Here is a 21,849-nt window from a genome sequence, read left to right on the forward strand (position 1 = left end):
ACGTCCCACAGCCAGAGCTTTAGCTTCGCGGTAGGGTCAATGTCCCCCGGGACTACCCAAGGATGAGAAAGTATGAATAACAAGGCAGTCATCGTTTTTAGTGGTGGACAAGACTCAACAACTTGCTTGATCCACGCATTGCAAACCTATGATGAAATACACTGCATTACGTTTGATTATGGTCAGCGCCATCGTGCAGAGATTGAAGTGGCGCAACAGCTTTCGGCAAAACTTGGTGTGACAGTGCACAAGGTGCTCGACGTTTCATTATTAAACGAGTTAGCTATCAGCAGCCTGACTCGCGACAACATTCCAGTCCCTACCACCGCCAGTTCAGGGGAGAGCCTGCCAAACACTTTCGTACCTGGCCGGAATATTCTGTTTTTAACGCTAGCTTCTATTTATGCCTATCAAGTTGGCGCCACAACTGTAATCACAGGTGTTTGTGAAACCGACTTTTCAGGCTATCCGGATTGCAGGGATGAATTCATCAAGGCTATAAATAACGCCGTTGAATTGGGGATGGACTATAAATTACGAATTGAAACCCCACTCATGTGGCTAAACAAGTCTGAAATTTGGGCTTTGGCCGATCACCATGGAAAGTTTGAATTAATTCGGCACCACACACTGACTTGCTACAACGGAATAAAAGGCAGTGGATGTGGTGACTGTGACGCGTGCAATCTTCGAGCAGAAGGCTTTAATGAGTATTTCAAAAACAAATCAACGATGATGAAAAGCCTGAAAGAAAAACTGCACATTAAATAGCATTTAGCAGTGCAGGGGGAGCTCCCCCCTGCCTTTTACGCAGCCTGTGCTCCAGCTACATACCTCTTAAATAAGGACCTTGCTCCATACGCAGGCAAAACGTTAAAAACAGCGAAACACATCTTTATGGCGACCTGAACATAAACAATATTAAGTATCTCCGCATTTTTCATCGTTCCGTAAAACGCAATAAAACAAAAAATAAAACTGTCTATTATCACCGCAAAAAACGTACTTAAAAACACACGCAAAAATAACAATCTTGCATTCGTAAGCTCCTTTATTTTGCTCAGCAAAAAAGAATTTGCATATTCAGAAAAAATAAAAGACACAGAGGACGCTACCAACACCGAGGACACGTGCGTCACGACTTCGCTGTAAGGCGCATCAAGCTTCCAACCTGACAAGCCAGGAAGATAGCTGGTCGCACTCAGCAAAATAGTAATGAGCGAATTACTTGCGAATGCAAATAGAATGGCTTTTCTTGCCAATCTAAGGCCATAAAACTCATTTAACATATCGACTATTAAAAATGTAAGTGGGTACAGAAAAACTCCGGGAGTTACGACAACACCAATCGATTCGATATACACAAGCTTTGTCGCAGCAATATTAGTAAAAATATATAGCGCAAAAAGCAGTAGATTGAGATCGACATAAACCATCCACAACTTTTCATGCCGATCATTTACCTCATACGCCGTCAATGCAGCCCCGCCAGAATAAAACTTCCTGTACACCGACTTTATCTCCGACCTGCTTAAATCATCCACCATTTCACTTTTTAATAACTCATCGAGCTTAACTTTTATGACCTTTCCCGTTGAGACAACCATGACAACGGCAAGCCTCTTACTATTCTCGAACCCTAACAGCTTATACCTTCTGTTTTCCGAAACACTATCCATTGAACCTCTCCTCCATTACCTCCCCAATTACAAGAACAACATCAGAGCAACAGCAAGGCTCACTGGTTATGAACAACCGTTTCGTCGCCTTGTCGTACACCAATTTTTCTTTATTGCTACTCGACAAGCCCTTCTTGACTATTAACAAATCCCCCGACTCATTCACACCGCTAATTTCATTTTCCAGAAGCACACCGATTAAATTGCAGGCCGTACCGAAGTAGTAAGTCAGCGGATGGGTTACGACCAACTCGCCAATCCTCTTGCCAAGACTCTGCTCAAGCAAGCTCTCTTTAATGATAGGGACGGCTGCTGGATTCATATTACCTTGCAAAGATACACTACTTTCTATGATGTCCCTTTCTTCAAAATCAACAGTCTCTATCTCCTTATAAGAGACACCAAAGAAATCAGAAATTTTTCTAATCGTAGATTGTTGAACGTTCACCACCCGCCCTTCCAAGATATTATATATCGTGGTCCGAGTCAGCCCACTCGCATTGCACAAGGACAGTTGCGTCTCTCCGCGACCCTTTATCAAGTATTTAATATTATTCTTCAAGTTTTCTGTTTTTTCTTTCTTATACATTAAATATCAACCATTTATAGCTTGAACCAACTGCACGCCCTTACTGAAAACTACAGAGGTGCCGCTGTGAGATATCAGCATCCTATACCTCTAGGAGTTGTACAAAAATTAATGTCGCAAACATGGCAAACAATCGTTAAATGATATTTCACTCCCGACTCTTGGAATGTCGTTCTGTTGCTATTAACCACTCAACTTAGCGAAACTTCCCACGGCCATTTCCCACAGCAATTTCCTACAGAATTTACCTGACAAGAAATGAATCATTTAATTATGCAGATGTTCATTTATTTGATTAATTAAATAGAATTTTCTGGTAATAAATCTACCGTTCCACTCTCCTTTGCACGCCGCCAATCAATCTTGGTTTACTGCATGGGGTTAGTGGTTTCTTAAATTTTTAAGGGAATTCCAATATGAAAAAGATCCCCCCTACCCCCTCGGATTCGCAAAATCCATCATCCGACAACACCGTCGATTTACCCAAGCTCTCCGAAATCACCGAACGCCGCGTCAGCGCCCGCCTGCGCAATCCAGACCGTCCCGACCCTGTCAGCCACGTCTTCACCATTGTCCCGGATGCCGACACGGAATCCCTGCTCTGTCACGCCTGCGAAACCCTTGCCTCGCTGAATGTCATGAGCACCGATCTGGCCGGCGAACTGGAAGGCTCGCGCCGCAATGTGGCGTTGGCCATCCAGCAACTGGCCGTGCTGGGGGAGTTATTGGTCAATCGGGTGCTAGACAAACTGGACCTGGCCGATGGGTCATCCGCAGTTCCGTCAAACAGCCAATGCTGAGTAGTACCGTTCTGTTACCAAATGGAGGTTTTTTGTCATGGATCGATATATGCCTATCACCGGCATCGACTGCACCATCGCATCGTTGGTGATCGACACCGAAGCACCGCTGGACGTGTTGCACGAAACAGCGGCCTATCGCATTCGCACCGCGACCCAACTGCTGGAAAATTTCGCGTCTAGCGAGGGCGTTCACAGTGAGCTGGCGCGGGTGTTGGTGACGTCATTGCGCGACGGTTGCGATTTGATGGATGTCATTGGTCGACGATTGCAGGTGCGGGTCTCGGTGTAGTGCTTAGGAAAGAAAAACGGGTGACCTCAGTGAGGTCACCCGTTGTTACGGCTTCAAAGGCTCAACCTTACGCGTCAACAACTCCACAAACGCCTTGGCCATCGGCGACTTCTGATCCTTGCGCTGCACCAGCCACACCGCCGACACCGCTTCCGGATCGAGCAAAGGCCGATACACCACACCGTCGATACGCATCCGCTGATAAGACGCCGGTAACACCGACACCCCAAGCCCCGCCGCCACCAGCCCGATGATGGTCATTGCCTCGCCAGCCTCCTGGGCGAAGTGCGGGCTGAAGCCGGCATCTCGGGCCAGGCTGAGCAATTGTGCATACAGACCGCTGCCATAGCTGCGTGGGAAAAATACGAACGGTTCGAGGGCAAGGGCTGACAGGAACAGGCCCTCTTCGCTGCCGTTCACCAGTGGATGCTTGGAGCTGAGTACCGCCACCAGTGGCTCGCGCATCAGTTCCACCACGCTGAGGGAGTCCGGCAACCCCAGTGGCCGCATGATGCCAACTTCGATCGACTCGTCCACCAGCGCATCGGCCACTTGGGTGCTGCTCATTTCCCTTAGGTTCAGGTGTACCGCCGGGAAGCGCTGGCGAAACGAAAAAATCGCCTGGGGAATGGTCGAGTTGAAGGGCGCCGACGAGGTGAAGCCGATCTTCAGTTCACCCAATTCACCGAGTTGTGCCCGTCGTGCCACATCCGCCGCTTTGTCGACCTGAGCCAACACCAGCCGCGCCTCTTCCAGAAACAGCCGACCGGCCTCACTGAGTTCGACCCGACGATTGGTCCGTTCGAACAATCGCGCGCCCACCTCCTGCTCCAGCGCCTGAATCTGCTGGCTCAGCGGAGGTTGCGAGATGCCCAGCACCTGGGCGGCACGGCCGAAATGTAGTTCTTCGGCGACGGCGATGAAGTAGCGCAGGTGGCGCAATTCCATGAAAACTCCATTAGGTCGTAAAACCTATCAAACAGGTCGAACAATATATTGGATTGAATCATTAGCCAGCTATATGATTTTTTCATTGCCTGACCGGCTGCGCCCTCCGAGGTTCGAAGTGAAAACTGCTGTCGCCCCACTCGCCCATGAAATTCCGCCCGCCGCGCGGGACGATGTCGTCACCGAGCTAAACGAGATCTACATCGAAAAAGGCACGCCGATGTTCATGCGCACGGTGCTGGCGCTGTTCTCTGGCGGCTTCGCGACCTTTGCCCTGCTCTACTGCGTGCAACCGATGATGCCGCTGTTGTCCCGCGAGTTTTCCATCAACGCGGCCCAGAGCAGCCTGATTCTGTCGGTGGCCACTGGCATGCTCGCCATCGGCTTGCTGATCACCGGTCCCATCTCCGATCGCATCGGGCGTAAACCGGTGATGGTCGCCGCGCTGTTCGCCGCAGCCCTCTGCACCATGGCCAGCGCGATGATCCCGAGCTGGCAAGGCGTGCTGGTGATGCGGGCGCTGGTGGGGCTGTCGCTGAGCGGTCTGGCGGCGGTGGCGATGACTTACCTGAGCGAAGAGATCCACCCGCAGCACATCGGCCTGGCCATGGGTTTGTACATCGGTGGCAACGCCATCGGCGGCATGTGTGGACGGTTGATCGTCGGGGTACTGATCGACTTCGTCAGCTGGCACACGGCGATGCTGGTCATCGGTGGCCTGGCGCTGATTGCCGCAGCGGTGTTCTGGAAAATCCTCCCCGAGTCACGCAACTTCCGTGCTCGCTCGCTGCATCCACGCAGCTTGCTGGACGGCTTCACCATGCACTTTCGCGATGCCGGCCTGCCGTTGCTGTTTGTTGAAGCGTTTGTGCTGATGGGCGCGTTCGTCACCCTGTTCAACTACATCGGCTATCGCTTGCTGGCCGAGCCGTATCACATGGATCAGGCCTTCGTCGGGATGCTCTCGGTGGTGTACCTGTCGGGCATCTACAGCTCGGCGAAAATCGGCGCCCTGGCCGACCAGCTCGGCCGGCGCAAAGTGCTCTGGGCAACCATTGTGGTCATGCTCGCGGGCGTCGCCCTGACCCTGCTCACGCCGTTGCCACTGGTGATCCTCGGCATGCTGATCTTCGCCTTTGGCTTCTTCGGCGCCCACTCCGTGGCCAGTAGCTGGATCGGCCGCCGGGCGATCAAAGCCAAGGGCCAGGCGTCGTCGCTGTACCTGTTCAGCTATTACGCCGGGTCGAGTATCGCGGGTACGGCGGGAGGAGTGGCCTGGCACCTGGGTGGCTGGAACGGGATCGGGTTGTTTATTGGCGGGTTGTTGGTGATCGCGCTGTTGGTGGCGTTGAAACTGGCGAAGTTGCCGCCGTTGGGCGATGTAAAGGCCTGATGCAAAACCCTGTGGGAGCGAGCCTGCTCGCGAAAGCGGTCTGCCAGCAAACATCTCTGTTGGATGTGCCGACCTCTTCGCGAGCAGGCTCGCTCCCACATTGACCGCGTACGATCTGGTACCTCATACGAAAACGCCCGGCATAAGCCGGGCGTTTTCGTTATCGGGTAGCGATCACTCGTGATACTGCGCCGACAGTTCATGCACCGCGCGCAGGAAGGCACCCGCATGTTCCGGGTCGACTTCCGGCGTGATGCCATGGCCAAGATTGAACACGTGGCCGCTGCCCTTGCCGTAGCTGGCGAGAATGCGGCCGACTTCGGTGCGGATGGCTTCTGGCTTGGCGTAGAGCACGGTTGGGTCCATGTTGCCTTGCAGGGCGACTTTGCTGCCGACGCGTTGGCGGGCTTCGCCAATGTCGCAGGTCCAGTCCAGGCCCAGCGCATCCGCGCCTGCGTCGGCAATGCTTTCCAGCCACAGGCCACCGTTTTTGGTGAACAGGATGACCGGCACTTTGCGGCCTTCGTGTTCGCGGATCAGGCCGCTGACGATTTTGCGCATGTAGGCCAGGGAGAATTCCTGATAGGCCGCCGCCGAGAGGTTGCCACCCCAGGTGTCGAAGATCTGCACCGCTTGCGCACCGGCCATGATCTGGCCGTTGAGGTAAGAGGTGACCGACTGTGCGAGCTTGTCCAGCAGCAGGTGCATGGCTTGCGGGTTGTCGTAGAGCATGGCCTTGGTCTTGCGGAAGTCTTTCGACGAGCCGCCTTCGACCATGTAGGTGGCCAGGGTCCATGGGCTGCCGGAGAAGCCGATCAGCGGCACGCGGCCGTTCAGTTCGCGGCGAATGGTGCTGACCGCGTCCATGACGTAGCCGAGGTCTTTCTGTGGATCAGGAATCGGCAGGGCTTCGATGTCGGCCAGGGTGCTGACCACTTTCTTGAAGCGCGGACCTTCTCCGGTTTCGAAGTACAGGCCCTGGCCCATGGCGTCGGGGATGGTCAGGATGTCGGAGAAGAGGATCGCCGCATCCAGTTGTGGATAGCGGTCGAGCGGCTGCATCGTGACTTCGCAAGCGAACGCCGGGTTCATGCACAGGCTCATGAAGTCACCGGCCTTGGCACGGCTGGCGCGGTATTCAGGCAGGTAGCGACCGGCCTGGCGCATCATCCACACGGGGGTGACGTCTACGGGTTGCTTGAGCAGGGCGCGAAGGAAACGGTCGTTCTTCAGGGCAGTCATGTCGGCATCCGGAAAAAAAGTGCGGGCATTTTCTCAGAGCGCGACGCAAAAGGCACGGCAAGAGCCGATCCTTTTGTCTATCGGGTCAATTTGTCGCGGTTTCACTCGCCAGATCGTTCCCACGCTCTGCGTGGGAATGCATCCTGTGACGCTCTGCGTCACGACTTTAAGAGCGGACGCAGAGCGTCCATGGGGGCATTCCCACGCGGAGCGTGGGAACGATCAGTGCGGGGGTTTAGACGCCCAGGTAATCCAGGATCCCTTCAGCGGCATTGCGGCCTTCGAAGATCGCCGTTACCACCAGGTCGGAACCGCGCACCATGTCGCCACCGGCGAAGATTTTCGGGTTGCTGGTCTGGTGCTTGTATTGACCTTGTTCCGGCGCCACGACGCGGCCCTGGCTGTCGGTCTGGATGCTGAACTGTTCGAACCACGACGCCGGACTTGGACGGAAGCCGAAAGCAATGACCACGGCATCGGCCGGGATGATCTCTTCGGAACCCGGGATCGGCTCGGGGCTGCGACGACCACGGGCGTCCGGTTCGCCGAGACGGGTCTCGACCACCTTCACACCTTCGACGCGGTCTTCACCCACGATGGCGATCGGCTGGCGGTTGTAGAGGAATTTCACGCCTTCTTCCTTGGCGTTCTTCACCTCTTTGCGCGAGCCCGGCATGTTCGCTTCGTCACGACGATAGGCACAGGTCACCGACTTGGCGCCCTGGCGAATCGAGGTACGGTTGCAGTCCATCGCCGTGTCGCCACCGCCGAGCACCACGACCTTCTTGCCTTTCATGTCGACGAAATCTTCCGGCGACTTTTCAAAGCCCAGGTTGCGGTTGACGTTGGCGATCAGGAAGTCGAGCGCGTCATACACGCCCGGCAGGTCTTCACCGGCAAAGCCGCCCTTCATGTAGGTGTAGGTACCCATGCCCATGAACACGGCATCGTATTCTTCGAGCAATTGCTCGATGGTCACGTCCTTGCCCACTTCGGTGTTCAGGCGGAACTCGATGCCCATGCCGGTGAAGACTTCGCGGCGATTGCTCAGCACGGTCTTTTCCAGCTTGAACTCGGGGATGCCAAAAGTCAGCAGACCGCCGATTTCCGGGTTCTTGTCGAACACCACCGGGGTCACACCGCCGCGCACCAGCACGTCGGCACAGCCCAGGCCCGCAGGGCCCGCACCGATTACCGCAACACGTTTGCCGGTCGGCTTGACCTTGGACATGTCCGGGCGCCAGCCCATGGCGAACGCGGTGTCGGTGATGTACTTCTCGACCGAACCGATGGTTACCGCACCAAAACCGTCATTGAGGGTGCAGGCACCCTCGCACAGACGATCCTGAGGGCAAACCCGGCCGCAGACTTCCGGCAAGGTGTTGGTCTGGTGCGACAACTCGGCGGCCTGGAGGATGTTGCCCTCGGCCACCAGTTTCAGCCAGTTCGGAATGAAGTTGTGCACCGGGCACTTCCATTCGCAATACGGGTTACCGCAACCCAGGCAGCGGTGGGCCTGGTCGGCCGACTGCTGGGGTTTGAACGGTTCGTAGATTTCCACGAACTCTTTCTTGCGTTGACGCAACAGTTTCTTCTTCGGATCTTTGCGCCCGACGTCGATGAACTGGAAGTCGTTATTCAGACGTTCAGCCATTGTTAAAACCTCATCAAACTCTTCAGGCGCATATCACTGCGGGTTGGCACGGGTGCTGGAAAGCAACGTTTTCAAGCTGGCAGCCTTTGGCTTGACCAACCAGAAACGGCGCAGGTAGTCATCGAGGTTTTCCGCGAGTTCACGACCCCACTCGCTGTCGGTTTCCTCGACGTACTCGTTCAGCACGCGTTGCAGGTGGCTACGGTAGGCTTCCATCGCTTCGCCGCTGATCCGCTGGATTTCCACCAGTTCGTGGTTGACCCGGTCAACGAAGGTGTTGTCCTGGTCGAGCACGTAGGCGAAACCGCCGGTCATGCCTGAGCCGAAGTTGTAACCGGTCTTGCCCAAGACGCAGACGAAACCACCGGTCATGTACTCGCAGCAGTGATCGCCAGTGCCTTCCACCACGGTGTGAGCACCGGAGTTACGCACGGCAAAACGCTCGCCCGCGGTGCCGGCGGCGAACAGCTTGCCGCCGGTGGCGCCATACAGGCAGGTGTTGCCGATGATGGCACTGTCCTGAGTCTTGTAGATGCTGCCTTTTGGCGGAACGATGACCAGCTTGCCGCCAGTCATGCCTTTGCCGACGTAGTCGTTGGCGTCGCCTTCCAGGTACATGTTCAGGCCACCGGCGTTCCACACACCGAAGCTCTGACCCGCCGTCCCTTTGAAGCGGAAGGTGATCGGCGCATTGGCCATGCCCTGGTTGCCGTGCTTGCGAGCGATTTCACCGGAGATCCGCGCGCCGATGGAACGGTCGCAGTTGCAGATATCCAGGGCGAAATCGGCGCCGCTCAGGTCGTTGATGGCCGAAGTGGCCAGGTCGACCATTTTCTCGGCCAGCAGGCCTTTGTCGAACGGCGGGTTGCGGTCGACCTGGCAGAATTGAGGCTTGTCTGCCGGGATATGATCGCTGCCGAGCAACGGGGTCAGGTCCAGGTGGTTCTGCTTGGCGGTCTGGCCTTCAAGCACTTCCAGCAGATCGGTACGGCCGATCAGCTCTTCGAGGGAGCGCACGCCCAGTTTAGCCAGCCACTCACGGGTTTCTTCGGCGACGTAGGTGAAGAAGTTCACCACCATGTCGACCGTACCGATGTAGTGATCCTTGCGCAGCTTCTCGTTCTGAGTCGCGACGCCGGTGGCGCAGTTGTTCAGGTGGCAAATACGCAGGTATTTGCAGCCCAGGGCGATCATTGGCGCGGTGCCGAAGCCGAAGCTTTCAGCGCCGAGGATCGCGGCCTTGATCACGTCGAGGCCGGTTTTCAGGCCGCCGTCGGTCTGTACCCGGACCTTGCCGCGCAGGTCGTTGCCACGCAGGGTCTGATGGGTTTCGGCCAGGCCTAGCTCCCACGGTGCGCCCGCGTATTTGATCGAGGTCAGTGGCGATGCACCGGTGCCGCCGTCGTAGCCGGAGATGGTGATCAAGTCCGCGTAGGCCTTGGCCACACCGGCAGCGATGGTGCCGACGCCCGCTTCTGCCACCAGCTTCACCGAAACCAGTGCCTTCGGGTTGACTTGTTTCAGGTCGAAAATCAGCTGCGACAAGTCTTCGATCGAATAGATGTCGTGGTGCGGCGGAGGCGAGATCAGGGTCACGCCCGGTACTGCGTAACGCAGCTTGGCGATCAGACCGTTGACCTTGCCGCCTGGCAACTGACCACCTTCGCCTGGCTTGGCACCCTGGGCGACCTTGATCTGCAACACTTCAGCGTTGACCAGGTATTCCGGGGTCACACCGAAGCGGCCAGTGGCGACCTGCTTGATTTTCGAGCTCTTGATGGTGCCGTAGCGCGCCGGGTCTTCGCCGCCTTCGCCGGAGTTGGAACGCGCACCGAGGCGGTTCATGGCTTCGGCCAGGGCTTCGTGGGCTTCCGGCGACAGAGCGCCGAGGGAGATGCCCGCGGAGTCGAAGCGCTTGAGCACCGATTCCAGCGGTTCGATCTCGCTGATGTCCAGCGGCGTGTCCAGGGTCTTGACCTTGAACAGGTCGCGGATCATCGACACCGGGCGGTTATCCACCAGTGACGTGTATTCCTTGAATTTGGCGTAGTCGCCCTGCTGCACAGCGGCTTGCAGGGTGTTGACCACGTCCGGGTTGTAGGCGTGATATTCGCCACCGTGGACGAACTTCAACAGACCGCCCTGCTGGATCGGCTTGCGCGGACTCCAGGCTTCGGCCGCCAAGGCTTTCTGCTCAGCTTCGATGTCGACGAAACGCGCACCCTTGATGCGGCTTGGCACGCCACGGAAGCTCAGTTCGCAGACTTCTTCGGACAGGCCGATCGCTTCGAACAACTGCGCACCGCGATACGACGTGATGGTCGAGATGCCCATCTTCGACAGGATCTTGAGCAGGCCTTTGGTGATGCCTTTGCGGTAGTTCTTGAACACCTCATAGAGGTCGCCCAGCACTTCACCGGTGCGGATCAGGTCGCCCAGCACTTCGTAAGCCAGGAACGGATAAACCGCCGAAGCACCGAAGCCGATCAGCACCGCAAAGTGATGCGGATCGCGAGCAGTGGCGGTTTCTACCAGGATGTTGGAGTCGCAACGCAGGCCTTTTTCGGTCAGACGATGGTGTACCGCGCCGGTGGCGAGCGAAGCGTGAATCGGTAGCTTGCCCGGGGCGATGTGACGGTCGCTCAGCACGATTTGGGTGCGACCGGCGCGAACGGCTTCTTCAGCCTGATCGGCGACATTACGCACCGCCGCTTCGAGGCCGACGCTCTCGTCGTAGTTGAGGTCGATGATCTGGCGTTCAAAGCCCGGGCGATCGAGGTTCATCAACGAGCGCCACTTGGCCGGGGAAACGACCGGCGAGCTGAGGATCACGCGCGAGGCGTGTTCCGGCGATTCCTGGAAGATGTTGCGCTCGGCGCCGAGGCAGACTTCCAGCGACATGACGATGGCTTCGCGCAACGGGTCGATCGGCGGGTTGGTCACCTGCGCGAACTGCTGGCGGAAATAGTCGTACGGCGTGCGTACACGCTGGGACAGCACAGCCATCGGCGTATCGTCGCCCATCGAGCCGACGGCTTCGTAGCCTTGCTCGCCGAGCGGACGCAGCACCTGGTCGCGCTCTTCGAACGTGACCTGATACATCTTCATGTACTGCTTGAGCTGATCGACGCCGTAGAACGCCGAACCGTGGTCGTTGTCTTCCATGGTCGCCTGGATGCGCAGGGCATTCTTGCGCAGCCATTGCTTGTATGGATGACGTGACTTCAAGCGGTTGTCGATGGCATCGGTGTCGAGGATCTGACCGGTTTCGGTGTCCACGGCAAAGATCTGGCCCGGGCCAACGCGACCCTTGGCGATCACGTCTTCGGGCTGGTAGTTCCAGACACCGATTTCCGAGGCCAGGGTAATGAAACCGTTCTTGGTGGTGACCCAACGCGCCGGACGCAGACCGTTACGGTCGAGCAGGCACACCGCGTAACGACCGTCGGTCATGACCACGCCGGCCGGGCCGTCCCATGGCTCCATGTGCATCGAGTTGTATTCGTAGAACGCACGCAGATCCGGGTCCATGGTTTCGACGTTCTGCCACGCAGGCGGAATGATCATCCGCACGCCACGGAACAGGTCGATGCCACCGGTAACCATCAGCTCGAGCATGTTGTCCATGCTGGAGGAGTCGGAACCGACGCGGTTCACCAGCGGGCCGAGTTCTTCCAGATCCATCAGATCGTTGGTGAACTTGGTGCGACGAGCCTGGGCCCAGTTGCGGTTGCCGGTGATGGTGTTGATCTCGCCGTTGTGGGCGAGGAAGCGGAACGGCTGCGCCAGCGGCCATTTCGGCAGCGTGTTGGTCGAAAAGCGCTGGTGGAACACGCAGATCGAGGTTTGCAGGCGCTGGTCGCTCAGGTCTGGATAGAAGGCGGTCAAATCCGCCGGCATCATCAGGCCTTTGTAAATAATGGTCTTGTGGGAAAAGCTGCAGATGTAGTGATCGACGTCGGCGGCGTTGGCCACGGACGAACGACGACGGGCGCTGAACAGCTTGATCGCCATGTCCTGATCGCTCAGGCCTTCACCACCGATGAACACTTGTTCGATCTGCGGCAGGCGCTCGAGGGCCAGGCGACCGAGGACGCTGGTGTCGATCGGCACTTTGCGCCAGCCGACCAGGGTCAGGCCTTCGGCCAGGATCTCGCGGTTCATGTTCTCGCGAGCAGCTTCGGCTTTTACCGGATCCTGGTTGAAGAAGACCATGCCCACGGCATATTGCTTGGGCAGTTCGACGCCAAAGGTTTCCTGGGCGATGGCCCGCAGGAACACATCCGGCTTTTGAATCAGCAGACCGCAACCGTCACCGGTCTTGCCGTCGGCGTTGATCCCACCGCGGTGGGTCATGCAGGTCAGGGCCTCAATGGCCGTTTGCAAAAGGGTATGACTGGGCTCGCCCTGCATATGGGCTATCAGGCCGAAACCGCAGTTATCCTTGAATTCATCTGGTTGGTACAGACCTGCTTTCATAGACACTTTCTCACCAGGCTGCCTCTTATCGAGGCAAATTTCTTTTCAATTCAACCAGTTACCATCCACACCGAACGTACGCCAGCTTTGCGGGGCAAAAGGGAGGTCATTGTACACACCGACACTGAGGCTCACAAATTTGACGACGAAATGTCGCAAATCTATGTCGCATTTGTGAAAGGTTTAAAGCGATATGCTGTGCTAGTCAAAACTTTTTTAATTTTGACCGCAGCGACTCAAAGACTACTGTGACGCAGACACCACAAGGCACGCGGCCTGGAGAGGCGGCATGCACTTGCAGAAATTTTGAGGTGCTTGGAGAGGCGGCCTGGGTAAGGCCGCCGAATCTTCAGCGAGTTGTTGCCAGTTCCTGTTGGACGCTGGCGACAGTGCGAGGCCAAGGTTTACCAGCCTGAACCTTCGCTGGCAAGGCCTTGATGGCAGTAACGGCTGCATCGCGGTTGGCGAAGTTACCGTAGGTGATGACGTAAAGCGGCTTGCCGTTGAGCACTTTCTTGAAATAACGGTACTCGCCGCCCTGCTCCTTGACGAAGCTTTGCGCGGTCGCCTCAGAGCTGGTGCCAAGGATCTGCACCACGTAGTTACCCGGCGCCTGACCTGCGTACCAGCCGCCACCGGCGGCTTTGGCCACGGTGACTGGCTTCTCGGCAGGTTTGACCGCGACGGCCGGCTTGGCGGGCGCTGGAGCCGGTTTGGCAACAGGCGCAGGCGCAGGGGCTGGCTTGGCAACAGGCGCTACTGGCTTGGCGGTTGCGACCTGAGTCGGCGCAGGCGTCGGCTTGGCGGCCGGTGTCGGCGCAGGCCCCGCCGGAACGCCTGCCGGCGGCGCGGTGGTGGTCACGGTCGGCGGTGTGGCGCTGGAGCCTTCGACGGGTACGCCATCATCACCTTCGGTAATGCCACCGGCCGCTTCGGCCAACGGACCACGCATCACCGGCTGCGAGTTACCGACCAGCGGTAATGGCATCGGCTGCGAGTTACCCGCGAATTCCACGGCTGGAGCGCCGCTACTGTTAGGTTGTGGCGTGCCCTGGCCCAGCGGCAGTTGCGCCTGTTCGTTGGCAGGTGTGCCGGTGGTCGGTGCTTTGCTGCGACCCGGCATCAACCAGGCGGCGGCTACCGCGACCACGACGACGGCGGAAATCGCCAATACGTGTTTCTTCGGCATGTTGAACCCCATACTTGGACGCTTGACCGCTGAGCGGCTGGCAATCATGGCTTCGATCATCGCATCGCGGGCGACCTGGTTAATAGTGCCAGGCCAACCGTCGGAGCTTTCGTGAATATCAGAGATCTGATCCGCGGTGAAAAGTTCGATTCCCCGGCCGGCGCCTTCAAGACGCTGATCCAGGTATTCGCGGGTTTCTTCTTCGGTGTAAGGCTGCAATTCGATGACGTGGAAACGCTCTTCCTCGAGGCTCAGCGCTTCAAGTTGAGCAATCAGCGAGGACTCGCCGAACAGGAACACGTGCGGGCGACCTTCCGGTGCACCGGCAGCCAGGGCCAGCAAGGCTTCCAGCGCGGACTCGTCGAGTTGCTCGGCGTCATCCACCAGCAAATAGACTTCCTGCCCCGTGAGCGCAAGCTGCACCACTTGAGCCAGGATCGCACCGACCTCGGCCTGGGCAACGTTCAGCGCCTGAGCCACCTGATTCAATACACCAGCAGCATCGCCGGCGCCACGGGCGGAAACCACCACGCTCTGCACTGACTGTTTGTTGGTGCTGGCCACCAGGGCCTGACGCAACAGGGTTTTGCCGCTGCCTTGAGGGCCAGTGACCACCAGCAGCAACTGGCTGTAACGGGCCAGATGATGCAGCTGCCCCAGCACCGGTTTGCGCTGGGCCGGGAAAAATTTGAAGCCAGGCACCCGTGGAGCGAAAGGGTCATGACTTAACTGGTAATGGCCGAGGAAAGCCTCGTCGGCATGCAAACTAGTCATCGGGATCTTATTAACCTTTAAGCTGAGCCAGGGCGCGGTAATCCGCTCCCAGCGTGGCCTGTAAAACCTCTTTCGGATAATCGTCGGTCACCACTGCTTCGCCCATGTGGCGCAGCAGCACCAGGCGCAAACGACCGTCGATCACTTTCTTGTCAATTGCCATGTGTTCGAGAAAATCGGCTTCAGTCATCTCTTGCGGCGGGATGACCGGCAGGCCGGCACGCTGAAACAGACGAATACCGCGATCACGTTCCTGTTCGCTGATCCAGCCCAGGCGCGCGGACATTTCCAGAGCCATTACAGTGCCAGCAGCGACCGCTTCACCATGTAGCCAGACACCATAGCCCATATGGGTTTCGATCGCGTGGCCGAAGGTATGGCCCAGGTTGAGCGTGGCACGCACGCCGGTCTCTTTCTCGTCGGCACCGACCACCGCAGCCTTGGCTGCGCAGGAGCGTTCGATGGCGTACGTCAGGGCGGCCTGGTCCAGGGCGCGCAGGCGATCGACGTTTTCTTCGAGCCAGGTCAGGAACGGCTCGTCGCAAATCAGCCCGTATTTGATGACTTCCGCCAGCCCGGCGGACAGTTCGCGGGCCGGCAGGGTGTTGAGGGTGGCGGTATCGATCAGCACCACATTGGGCTGATAGAAGGCGCCGACCATGTTCTTGCCGAGTGGGTGATTGATCCCGGTTTTGCCGCCCACCGAGGAGTCGACTTGCGACAACAGGGTGGTCGGCACCTGGATGAAATCAACGCCGCGCTGGTAGCAGGCGGCCGCAAAACCGGCCATGTCACCGATCACGCCGCCGCCGAGAGCGATCACTGTGGTGCGGCGGTCGTGCCGTGCGGTCAGCAGGCCATCGAAAATCAGTTGCAGGGTTTCCCAGGTCTTGAAGGCTTCGCCGTCGGGCAGCACCACGGAAATCACCGAGAACTGCGCGAGGCTGCGAGTCAGACGCTCGAGGTAGAGCGGCGCGACGGTCTCGTTGGAGATGATCGCCACCTGCCGTCCGCGGATATGCGGGGCCAGCAGCTCAGGCTGATCCAACAAACCTTCGCCAATATGAATCGGGTAGCTGCGCTCGCCTAGATCGACCTTGAGTGTCTGCATGTGTCCCCACAGTGAAGATGGAATCAGGCATCCTGCCTTGAGTTAACGAATTCCACGGCGTCCGCTGGTGTGACGCCGTTCGGTAGCCATCCGCCACAACCTTGAGCGGCTGCGACAGGACGCCGAGGATAGCGCATTTCGCGCCGCGCATTAACGGGGCGGTAGCTGCTGCAAGCGGTCGAGAATGTCGAGCACCACCATCCGCGGTGGCCGCTCATCGGTTTCCACCACAAGGTCGGCGATTTCCCGATACAGCGGATCACGGATCGCCAGCAAATCCCGCAGGGTCTTGGCCGGATCGGCCGTGCGCAACAGTGGCCGATTGCGATCGCGGGCCGTTCGACCCACCTGCTGCTCGACAGACGCATGCAGATAGACCACCCGACCACCGGCATGCAGCGCCCGGCGATTGGCTTCGCGCATCACCGCTCCGCCGCCGGTCGCCAACACCACACCGTCGGACGCGCACAGCTCGGCAATCATCGCTTGCTCGCGATCACGAAAGCCCGGTTCGCCTTCCTTATCGAAAATCCACGGGATATTGGCGCCCGTGCGCAATTCAATTTCCTTATCGGAATCTTTGAATGGCAGGCGCAGCTCTTTGGCCAGCAACCGGCCGATGGTGCTTTTTCCAGCCCCCATCGGTCCAACAAGAATCAAATTTCGCACAGAATCAATGACTCACAGCAATCGCCTGATTGTTCATGATACGCGGTGTGAGAAAGACCAGCAGCTCGGATTTTTTCTCCGAAACCACATCACGCCGGAAAAGGCGGCCAAGATACGGCACATCACCGAGAAATGGCACCTTATCTACAACCTTGCTCTGAGTATTTGAGAAAACCCCACCAATGACGATGGTCTCGCCGTCGTTGATCAGGACCTTGGCGTTGACTTCGTTTTTGTTGATCGGCGGCTGCCCAAGGACCAGGTTAGCGTAGTCCGGCTGATCCTTGGTGACCTTGACCTCCATGATAATGCGATTGTCCGGGGTGATCTGCGGGGTCACCTCCAGCGAAAGGACTGCCGGCTTGAACGTCACCGACGTCGCGCCGCTGGAACTGGATTCCGGATACGGAATTTCAGTACCTTTCAGGATCTTCGCGGTTTCCTTATCAGCCGTGACCACCTTGGGTTGCGAAACAATTTCGCCATTGCCGGTTTTTTCCATGGCGCTCAACTCGAGGTCCAGCAGCGTGTTGTCAGTGATAAAGGAAATGCCGATCCCGGACGTGGCACTTGTAGCGCCCAGATCAACAAAGGGTTGGCTGGTGCTTTGCCCTGTAATGGGGTTGCCGGGAGAAGCACCGCCCGACCCTGTCCAATTACCATCGGTCTTGCTTCCACCCCATCGCACGCCCAACTGCTTGTCGTAATCAACGCTAGCTTCGACGATGCGCGCCTCGATCATTACCTGACGCACCGGAATATCCAGCTGCGCCACGATGCGGCGCAGTTCATCGAGGCGATCCTGGGTCTGGTAGGCAATGATATTGTTGGTCCGCTCATCGACCGTGATTGAACCGCGCTCGTCTATTTTCGCCTCGGCACTGGTCACCGACTGGAACAGCTTGGCAATATCGGCGGCCTTGGCGTAGTTGACCTGCAACAGTTCGCGACGCAGAGGCGCCAGTTCGGCGATCTGCTTCTGCGACTCCAGCTCCTGACGCTCCCGGGCGGCAATTTCATCGGCCGGCGCCACCAGCAGCACGTTACCGATTTTGCGTTTATCCAGACCTTTGGTTTTCAACACCAGGTCCAGCGCCTGATCCCATGGCACGTTCTGCAGGCGCAACGTGATGCCGCCCTGCACCGTGTCGCTGGCGACCAGATTGAGGTTGGTGAAATCGGCGATCAGTTGCAGCACCGAGCGCACATCGATGTCCTGAAAATTCAGCGAGAGTTTTTCGCCGGTGTAGGCAAAGCGTTCGGTATTGCGCTTTTGCAGGTCATCGACAGTCATCGGCCGGATGCTGACGGTCAGTTTGTTGTCGGTCTGATAGGTCGAATAATCGAAGGCGCCGCTGGGCTCGATACTGATGGTGGCCCGATCACCTGTGGCGCTGGCGTTGACGAACTGCACCGGCGTGGCGAAATCCTTGACGTCGAGGCGCACGCGCAACCGTTCAGGCAGTTGGGTCTTGGTGAAACCGACGATGATCTTGCCATCGTGCTCCTGGATGTCCGGGGCGATGGACGGATCCGACAGATCGATAACCACATTGCCTTCACCCTGGGTGCCGCGCTGGAAATCCACGCCCCGGATGGCTTTGCCCACGGGGGCATTGACCCTGGCGGGCGCTGGCGTCGCAGTGGCTGTGCGCGGCGCGCTGGTGATCGGTTTAGACGCCTTGCTACCGCCCCCCTGCCCGACGACCACGAACAGATTGTTGCCTTCGACGCGGGCGTTATACGGGGTTAACTGGGTCAGGCTGATGATCAGCCGTGTGCGGTTCTTGGCCTCCACCACCGTGGCGCTGCGGGCGTTGCCGCCGCCCAGGTCTCGATTCTTGTTCGCCAGCTGACTGGTGACCCCCGGCAGATCCAGCGCAATCCGCGCAGGCTGCTCTGTCGTATAACCCTGGGGCTGCGGCGGCGGCCCATCGAACGACAACTTCAACTCGACGCGATCACCGGGCAGCGCGGCGACATCCAGCGTTTTGAGGTTGGCCGCCTGTACCATCGGCGACAGAAACGCTATCCATAGCGAAATACCGAAGGTTGAGAAAATCCTGTTCATTATTCGAGTTCCACTATGAGTGCTCTTTCAAAGGGATGGTCCGCGGCCGCTCCAGCCAGGCGCCTTCGCCATCGGGAACGATTTCGACCACATCGACTTGCGAGCCGCTGATGGCGACAATCCGTCCATCGTTACGCCCCAGGTAATCGCCGACTTTCAGCCGATGCACACCGCCCGCCCCGCGCAACAGTGCAAAGGAGCCGGTCGCATTGGAGATCGTGCCGACCATTTCAAATTGCTCGATGTTGAAACCTTCGAGGTACTGCTTGACCCGATTGGGGTCGGGTTTGACGTTGCGCGAGCCGTGCTTCTGGCCAGCCAGATCGACCCTGACCTGCCGGGAGAACGGGCTACGCAGGTTGGCAGCGCTGTAGGTGAATGTCGGGTAAGACCGGAATGTCGGCGTTGGTTCAATCTTGCCGGGCGCGCGCAGGCGCACTTCGTTCAGGTAGGCGTCCAGATCGCTGAAATCATTGCCGCCACCACAACCGGCCAGGACGACCAGACACATCACCATCGACAGGCGACGAGCCGGGCTCATTTCTGCACTCCCTTGTCGTTGTAGCGGTAGGTCTTGGCAAGGATGCTCATGCGCAACTTCGGACCGCCTTCGGGATTGGCCGGCGCCAGGTCGAAGTCATGCAGGGTGACGATCCGCGGCAGGCCGGCCACGCCGCTGACGAAAGTGGCCAGGTCGTGATACGCGCCGGTGACGGTGATCTGGATAGGGAGCTCGATGTAAAACTGCTGGGCGACCTCCGGGAGCAGCTTGATCTCTTCGAACTCCAGGCCGCTCCCCAGGCCGGTGCGGGTGATGTCTTCCAGCAGCCCGGGCACTTCGGTGTCGCTGGGCAATTGGCGCAGCAGAACGCCGAAGGAGTTCTCCATTTCCTTCATCTGTTGGGTATACAGCTCCAGATTAGCCGCCATGTGGCCTTTGGTCGCGAACTGCTCCTTGAGCGTCGACTCTTCCTCGCGCTTGAGTTCGAGGTGGTTTTGCAGGTCGCTGATCAAGAAGCTGTAGCCCAGCGCCAGCACCAGAACCATGAGCAGGACACTCGCCAGGGCCTTGATCACCACTGGCCAGGACCCCATGTTGTTGGTGTCCAGATCGTTGATGTCAATCTTGCGCAGCCCTTCGAGCCATTCGGACAGCCTCATTTGGCACCCCCCTCAATGGCCGGCTGAGTCTGACGGACGGTCAACTGAAAAACATTGGTCTGATCCAGCTGACCGGCGGTGGTCGCTTTGACTTCCGTAAGGTTGGGTGCATCGAACCAGTCGGACGCATCAAGATTGCGCATCAAATCCGAAACACGATTGTTGGACTCCGCCGCACCGGTGATGGACAAGGTCTTGCCGACCATTTTCACCTCGGTGAAATACACGCCATCCGGCAAGGTACGCGCCAATTGATCGAAAATCCTCCCACTGATCGGCCGGTTGCCTTGCAGGTCCTGGATAATGCGCATGCGCTCGACGAGTTGCTGACGGCGAGCCTTCAGGTCGCTGATCTGTTTGATCCGCTCATCGACCACGGCAATCTGCCTGGCGATGTAATCGTTACGGGCAACTTGCCGATCAATGGCGCCGTTAATGACCTGATCCGTAATCAACAGCGCCCCCACTGACCCCACCAGCACACCGACCAACGCCAGCAAAAAGCGTTGGCGACGCCTTTCGCGCAACTCTTCGCGCCAGGGTAAAAGATTGATCCGCGCCATCAGTCAAAACTCCTGAGGGCCAGCCCACAGGCGATCATCAGCGCCGGGGCATCACTGGCCAGGGCACCGGCGTTGACCTTGCTGCCCAGGGTCATGTCGGAGAATGGATTGGCGACCTGGGTCGGCGTACCCAGGCGCTGCTCGATCAACCGATCCAGCCCGGAGACCGAGGCGGTGCCGCCGGCCAGAAGGATGTGATCGACCGAGTTGTATTGGCCGGAGGCAAAGAAAAACTGCAACGAACGCGACACCTGTTGCACCAACGCCTCACGAAACGGCTGCAAGACCTCGCTGACGTAATCGTCCGGCAAACCACCCTGCTTCTTCGCCAGCCCCGCCTGCTCGACCGTCAGGCCATAACGGCGCTGGATTTCTTCCGTCAGTTGACGGCCGCCGAACAATTGTTCACGGGTGTAGATGATTCGCCCATTGTGCAGCACGTTCAGGGTGGTCATGGTCGCGCCGATATCGACCACCGCCACGGTCAGACGCTCCTGAGAGGCGGCCAGCTGGGTTGCCAACAGGCTAAACGATCGCTCCAGGGCATAGGCTTCGACATCGACCACGCGCGCGGTCAACCCGGCCAGGGCCAAAGCCGCTTCACGAACCTCGACGTTTTCCTTGCGACAGGCGGCCAGTAGCACATTGACCCGCTCGGGGTTGCGCGCCGACACGCCCTGCACTTCGAAATCGATCGCCACTTCGTCCAGTGGATAAGGGATGTACTGATCGGCCTCGATCTTCAGCTGGTTTTCCATTTCGTCGTCGGAAAGACCGGCGTCCATCTCGATGATCTTGGTGATCACCGCCGAGCCGGCGACCGCCACGGCGACGTTCCTGAGGCTGGTTCTGGCCTTGACCAGCACGCGCGCAAGGGCCTGCCCCACACCTTCGAGCTCGGCGATGTTTTTCTCGACCACGGCACTGGCGGGCAGCGGCTCGACCGCATAGGCCTCGACCCGGTAGCGGTCGCCCTGGCGACTTAGCTCCAGAAGCTTCACCGACGTGGAGCTGATGTCGATCCCCAGAAGCGTATTGGCCTTTTTATTGAAGAGTCCTAGCACTACCAATTCCCTATGACTATCCGTGAGTTACGGACTCTGTAATATCCATTGCGTTCAATACCCCCCGTCTTGACAGAAGCGCAAATGACGCTCCCCACGGAAAAATGCTTATAATGCTGAGCGTTTTTTCCGCTTTCACTGCAAGCGCGGGTCATTCTCTGTACAGCCTGA

At 58.0% G+C, this 21,849-nt stretch carries 18 protein-coding genes; 4 read left to right on the plus strand and 14 right to left on the minus strand.

Annotation, left to right across the window (positions count from 1 at the left end; translation table 11 throughout):
• Nucleotides 1–72 precede the first annotated feature (72 nt).
• Nucleotides 73–771: a 7-cyano-7-deazaguanine synthase QueC gene (queC, locus tag LOY38_RS27525; RefSeq protein WP_258697920.1), complete on the plus strand. Its 699-nt coding sequence runs from the start codon at nucleotides 73–75 to the stop codon at nucleotides 769–771.
• Nucleotides 772–806: 35 nt separating this feature from the next.
• On the opposite strand, the gene LOY38_RS27530 is transcribed toward queC, so the two are convergent.
• Together LOY38_RS27530 and LOY38_RS27535 are read right to left on the minus strand one after the other, a co-directional pair.
• Nucleotides 807–1,679, minus strand: a complete 873-nt coding sequence (locus LOY38_RS27530; protein ID WP_258697921.1) for a queuosine precursor transporter — start codon at nucleotides 1,677–1,679, stop codon at nucleotides 807–809.
• Nucleotides 1,672–2,268 (minus strand): helix-turn-helix transcriptional regulator, encoded by a 597-nt coding sequence (locus LOY38_RS27535; RefSeq protein WP_258697922.1) that lies wholly within the window; start codon nucleotides 2,266–2,268, stop codon nucleotides 1,672–1,674. The genes LOY38_RS27530 and LOY38_RS27535 overlap by 8 nt, the downstream gene beginning before the upstream one ends.
• A gap of 416 nt (nucleotides 2,269–2,684) precedes the next feature.
• Here LOY38_RS27535 and LOY38_RS27540 point away from each other — a divergent pair, with 416 nt between their 5' ends.
• Together LOY38_RS27540 and LOY38_RS27545 are read left to right on the plus strand one after the other, a co-directional pair.
• Nucleotides 2,685–3,068: a DUF6124 family protein gene (locus LOY38_RS27540; RefSeq protein ID WP_258697923.1), complete on the plus strand. Its 384-nt coding sequence runs from the start codon at nucleotides 2,685–2,687 to the stop codon at nucleotides 3,066–3,068.
• 37 nt (nucleotides 3,069–3,105) lie between these two features.
• Complete coding sequence (locus LOY38_RS27545) at nucleotides 3,106–3,360, plus strand: hypothetical protein (RefSeq protein ID WP_258697924.1); 255 nt, start codon at nucleotides 3,106–3,108, stop codon at nucleotides 3,358–3,360.
• A gap of 45 nt (nucleotides 3,361–3,405) precedes the next feature.
• On the opposite strand, the gene LOY38_RS27550 is transcribed toward LOY38_RS27545, so the two are convergent.
• On the minus strand, nucleotides 3,406–4,308 hold the full coding sequence (locus LOY38_RS27550) for a LysR family transcriptional regulator (RefSeq protein ID WP_008009190.1): 903 nt from the start codon (nucleotides 4,306–4,308) through the stop codon (nucleotides 3,406–3,408).
• A 118-nt stretch (nucleotides 4,309–4,426) separates the two neighbouring features.
• Here LOY38_RS27550 and LOY38_RS27555 point away from each other — a divergent pair, with 118 nt between their 5' ends.
• Entirely contained in the window at nucleotides 4,427–5,701 is a 1,275-nt protein-coding gene (locus tag LOY38_RS27555) for an MFS transporter (protein ID WP_258697925.1), read from the plus strand.
• 174 nt (nucleotides 5,702–5,875) lie between these two features.
• On the opposite strand, the gene hemE is transcribed toward LOY38_RS27555, so the two are convergent.
• The 11 genes from hemE to LOY38_RS27610 all read right to left on the minus strand — a co-directional run bounded on the left by hemE (nucleotide 5,876) and on the right by LOY38_RS27610 (nucleotide 21,678).
• A complete protein-coding gene (hemE, locus tag LOY38_RS27560; protein WP_258697926.1) occupies nucleotides 5,876–6,943 on the minus strand; it encodes a uroporphyrinogen decarboxylase in 1,068 nt (355 codons plus the stop codon).
• Nucleotides 6,944–7,178: 235 nt separating this feature from the next.
• Nucleotides 7,179–8,597, minus strand: a complete 1,419-nt coding sequence (locus tag LOY38_RS27565) for an FAD-dependent oxidoreductase (protein WP_105340576.1) — start codon at nucleotides 8,595–8,597, stop codon at nucleotides 7,179–7,181.
• Nucleotides 8,598–8,630: 33 nt separating this feature from the next.
• On the minus strand, nucleotides 8,631–13,076 hold the full coding sequence (gene gltB / locus LOY38_RS27570) for a glutamate synthase large subunit (protein WP_258697927.1): 4,446 nt from the start codon (nucleotides 13,074–13,076) through the stop codon (nucleotides 8,631–8,633).
• A 349-nt stretch (nucleotides 13,077–13,425) separates the two neighbouring features.
• The gene (locus LOY38_RS27575) at nucleotides 13,426–15,039 is read right to left on the minus strand and encodes an AAA family ATPase (protein ID WP_258697928.1); all 1,614 of its coding nucleotides are present in this window, start codon (nucleotides 15,037–15,039) and stop codon (nucleotides 13,426–13,428) included.
• 10 nt (nucleotides 15,040–15,049) lie between these two features.
• Entirely contained in the window at nucleotides 15,050–16,150 is a 1,101-nt protein-coding gene (gene aroB / locus LOY38_RS27580) for a 3-dehydroquinate synthase (RefSeq protein WP_258697929.1), read from the minus strand.
• A 150-nt stretch (nucleotides 16,151–16,300) separates the two neighbouring features.
• Nucleotides 16,301–16,819 (minus strand): shikimate kinase AroK, encoded by a 519-nt coding sequence (gene aroK / locus LOY38_RS27585; protein WP_258697930.1) that lies wholly within the window; start codon nucleotides 16,817–16,819, stop codon nucleotides 16,301–16,303.
• Between the two features lie 4 nt (nucleotides 16,820–16,823).
• Complete coding sequence (gene pilQ / locus LOY38_RS27590; RefSeq protein ID WP_258697931.1) at nucleotides 16,824–18,890, minus strand: type IV pilus secretin PilQ; 2,067 nt, start codon at nucleotides 18,888–18,890, stop codon at nucleotides 16,824–16,826.
• Between the two features lie 13 nt (nucleotides 18,891–18,903).
• A complete protein-coding gene (locus tag LOY38_RS27595; protein WP_258697932.1) occupies nucleotides 18,904–19,431 on the minus strand; it encodes a pilus assembly protein PilP in 528 nt (175 codons plus the stop codon).
• Entirely contained in the window at nucleotides 19,428–20,051 is a 624-nt protein-coding gene (pilO, locus tag LOY38_RS27600) for a type 4a pilus biogenesis protein PilO (RefSeq protein ID WP_258697933.1), read from the minus strand. The genes LOY38_RS27595 and pilO overlap by 4 nt, the downstream gene beginning before the upstream one ends.
• Nucleotides 20,048–20,614, minus strand: coding sequence for a PilN domain-containing protein (locus LOY38_RS27605; protein WP_258697934.1), 567 nt, complete (start codon nucleotides 20,612–20,614; stop codon nucleotides 20,048–20,050). The genes pilO and LOY38_RS27605 overlap by 4 nt, the downstream gene beginning before the upstream one ends.
• Nucleotides 20,614–21,678 (minus strand): pilus assembly protein PilM, encoded by a 1,065-nt coding sequence (locus LOY38_RS27610; protein WP_258697935.1) that lies wholly within the window; start codon nucleotides 21,676–21,678, stop codon nucleotides 20,614–20,616. Before LOY38_RS27610 ends, LOY38_RS27605 begins: the two co-directional genes overlap by 1 nt.
• Nucleotides 21,679–21,849 lie beyond the last annotated feature (171 nt).

It is taken from the genome of Pseudomonas sp. B21-015, assembly GCF_024749285.1.
Taxonomy (GTDB): domain Bacteria; phylum Pseudomonadota; class Gammaproteobacteria; order Pseudomonadales; family Pseudomonadaceae; genus Aquipseudomonas.

Coding starts and splice junctions, on each gene's coding strand:
- queC (WP_258697920.1), top strand. CDS start 73: ATGAATAACAAGGCAGTCATCGTTTTTAGTGGTGGACAAGACTCAACA.
- LOY38_RS27530 (WP_258697921.1), bottom strand. CDS start 1,679: ATGGATAGTGTTTCGGAAAACAGAAGGTATAAGCTGTTAGGGTTCGAG.
- LOY38_RS27535 (WP_258697922.1), bottom strand. CDS start 2,268: ATGTATAAGAAAGAAAAAACAGAAAACTTGAAGAATAATATTAAATAC.
- LOY38_RS27540 (WP_258697923.1), top strand. CDS start 2,685: ATGAAAAAGATCCCCCCTACCCCCTCGGATTCGCAAAATCCATCATCC.
- LOY38_RS27545 (WP_258697924.1), top strand. CDS start 3,106: ATGGATCGATATATGCCTATCACCGGCATCGACTGCACCATCGCATCG.
- LOY38_RS27550 (WP_008009190.1), bottom strand. CDS start 4,308: ATGGAATTGCGCCACCTGCGCTACTTCATCGCCGTCGCCGAAGAACTA.
- hemE (WP_258697926.1), bottom strand. CDS start 6,943: ATGACTGCCCTGAAGAACGACCGTTTCCTTCGCGCCCTGCTCAAGCAA.
- LOY38_RS27565 (WP_105340576.1), bottom strand. CDS start 8,597: ATGGCTGAACGTCTGAATAACGACTTCCAGTTCATCGACGTCGGGCGC.
- gltB (WP_258697927.1), bottom strand. CDS start 13,076: ATGAAAGCAGGTCTGTACCAACCAGATGAATTCAAGGATAACTGCGGT.
- LOY38_RS27575 (WP_258697928.1), bottom strand. CDS start 15,039: ATGACTAGTTTGCATGCCGACGAGGCTTTCCTCGGCCATTACCAGTTA.
- aroB (WP_258697929.1), bottom strand. CDS start 16,150: ATGCAGACACTCAAGGTCGATCTAGGCGAGCGCAGCTACCCGATTCAT.
- pilQ (WP_258697931.1), bottom strand. CDS start 18,890: ATGAACAGGATTTTCTCAACCTTCGGTATTTCGCTATGGATAGCGTTT.
- LOY38_RS27595 (WP_258697932.1), bottom strand. CDS start 19,431: ATGAGCCCGGCTCGTCGCCTGTCGATGGTGATGTGTCTGGTCGTCCTG.
- pilO (WP_258697933.1), bottom strand. CDS start 20,051: ATGAGGCTGTCCGAATGGCTCGAAGGGCTGCGCAAGATTGACATCAAC.
- LOY38_RS27605 (WP_258697934.1), bottom strand. CDS start 20,614: ATGGCGCGGATCAATCTTTTACCCTGGCGCGAAGAGTTGCGCGAAAGG.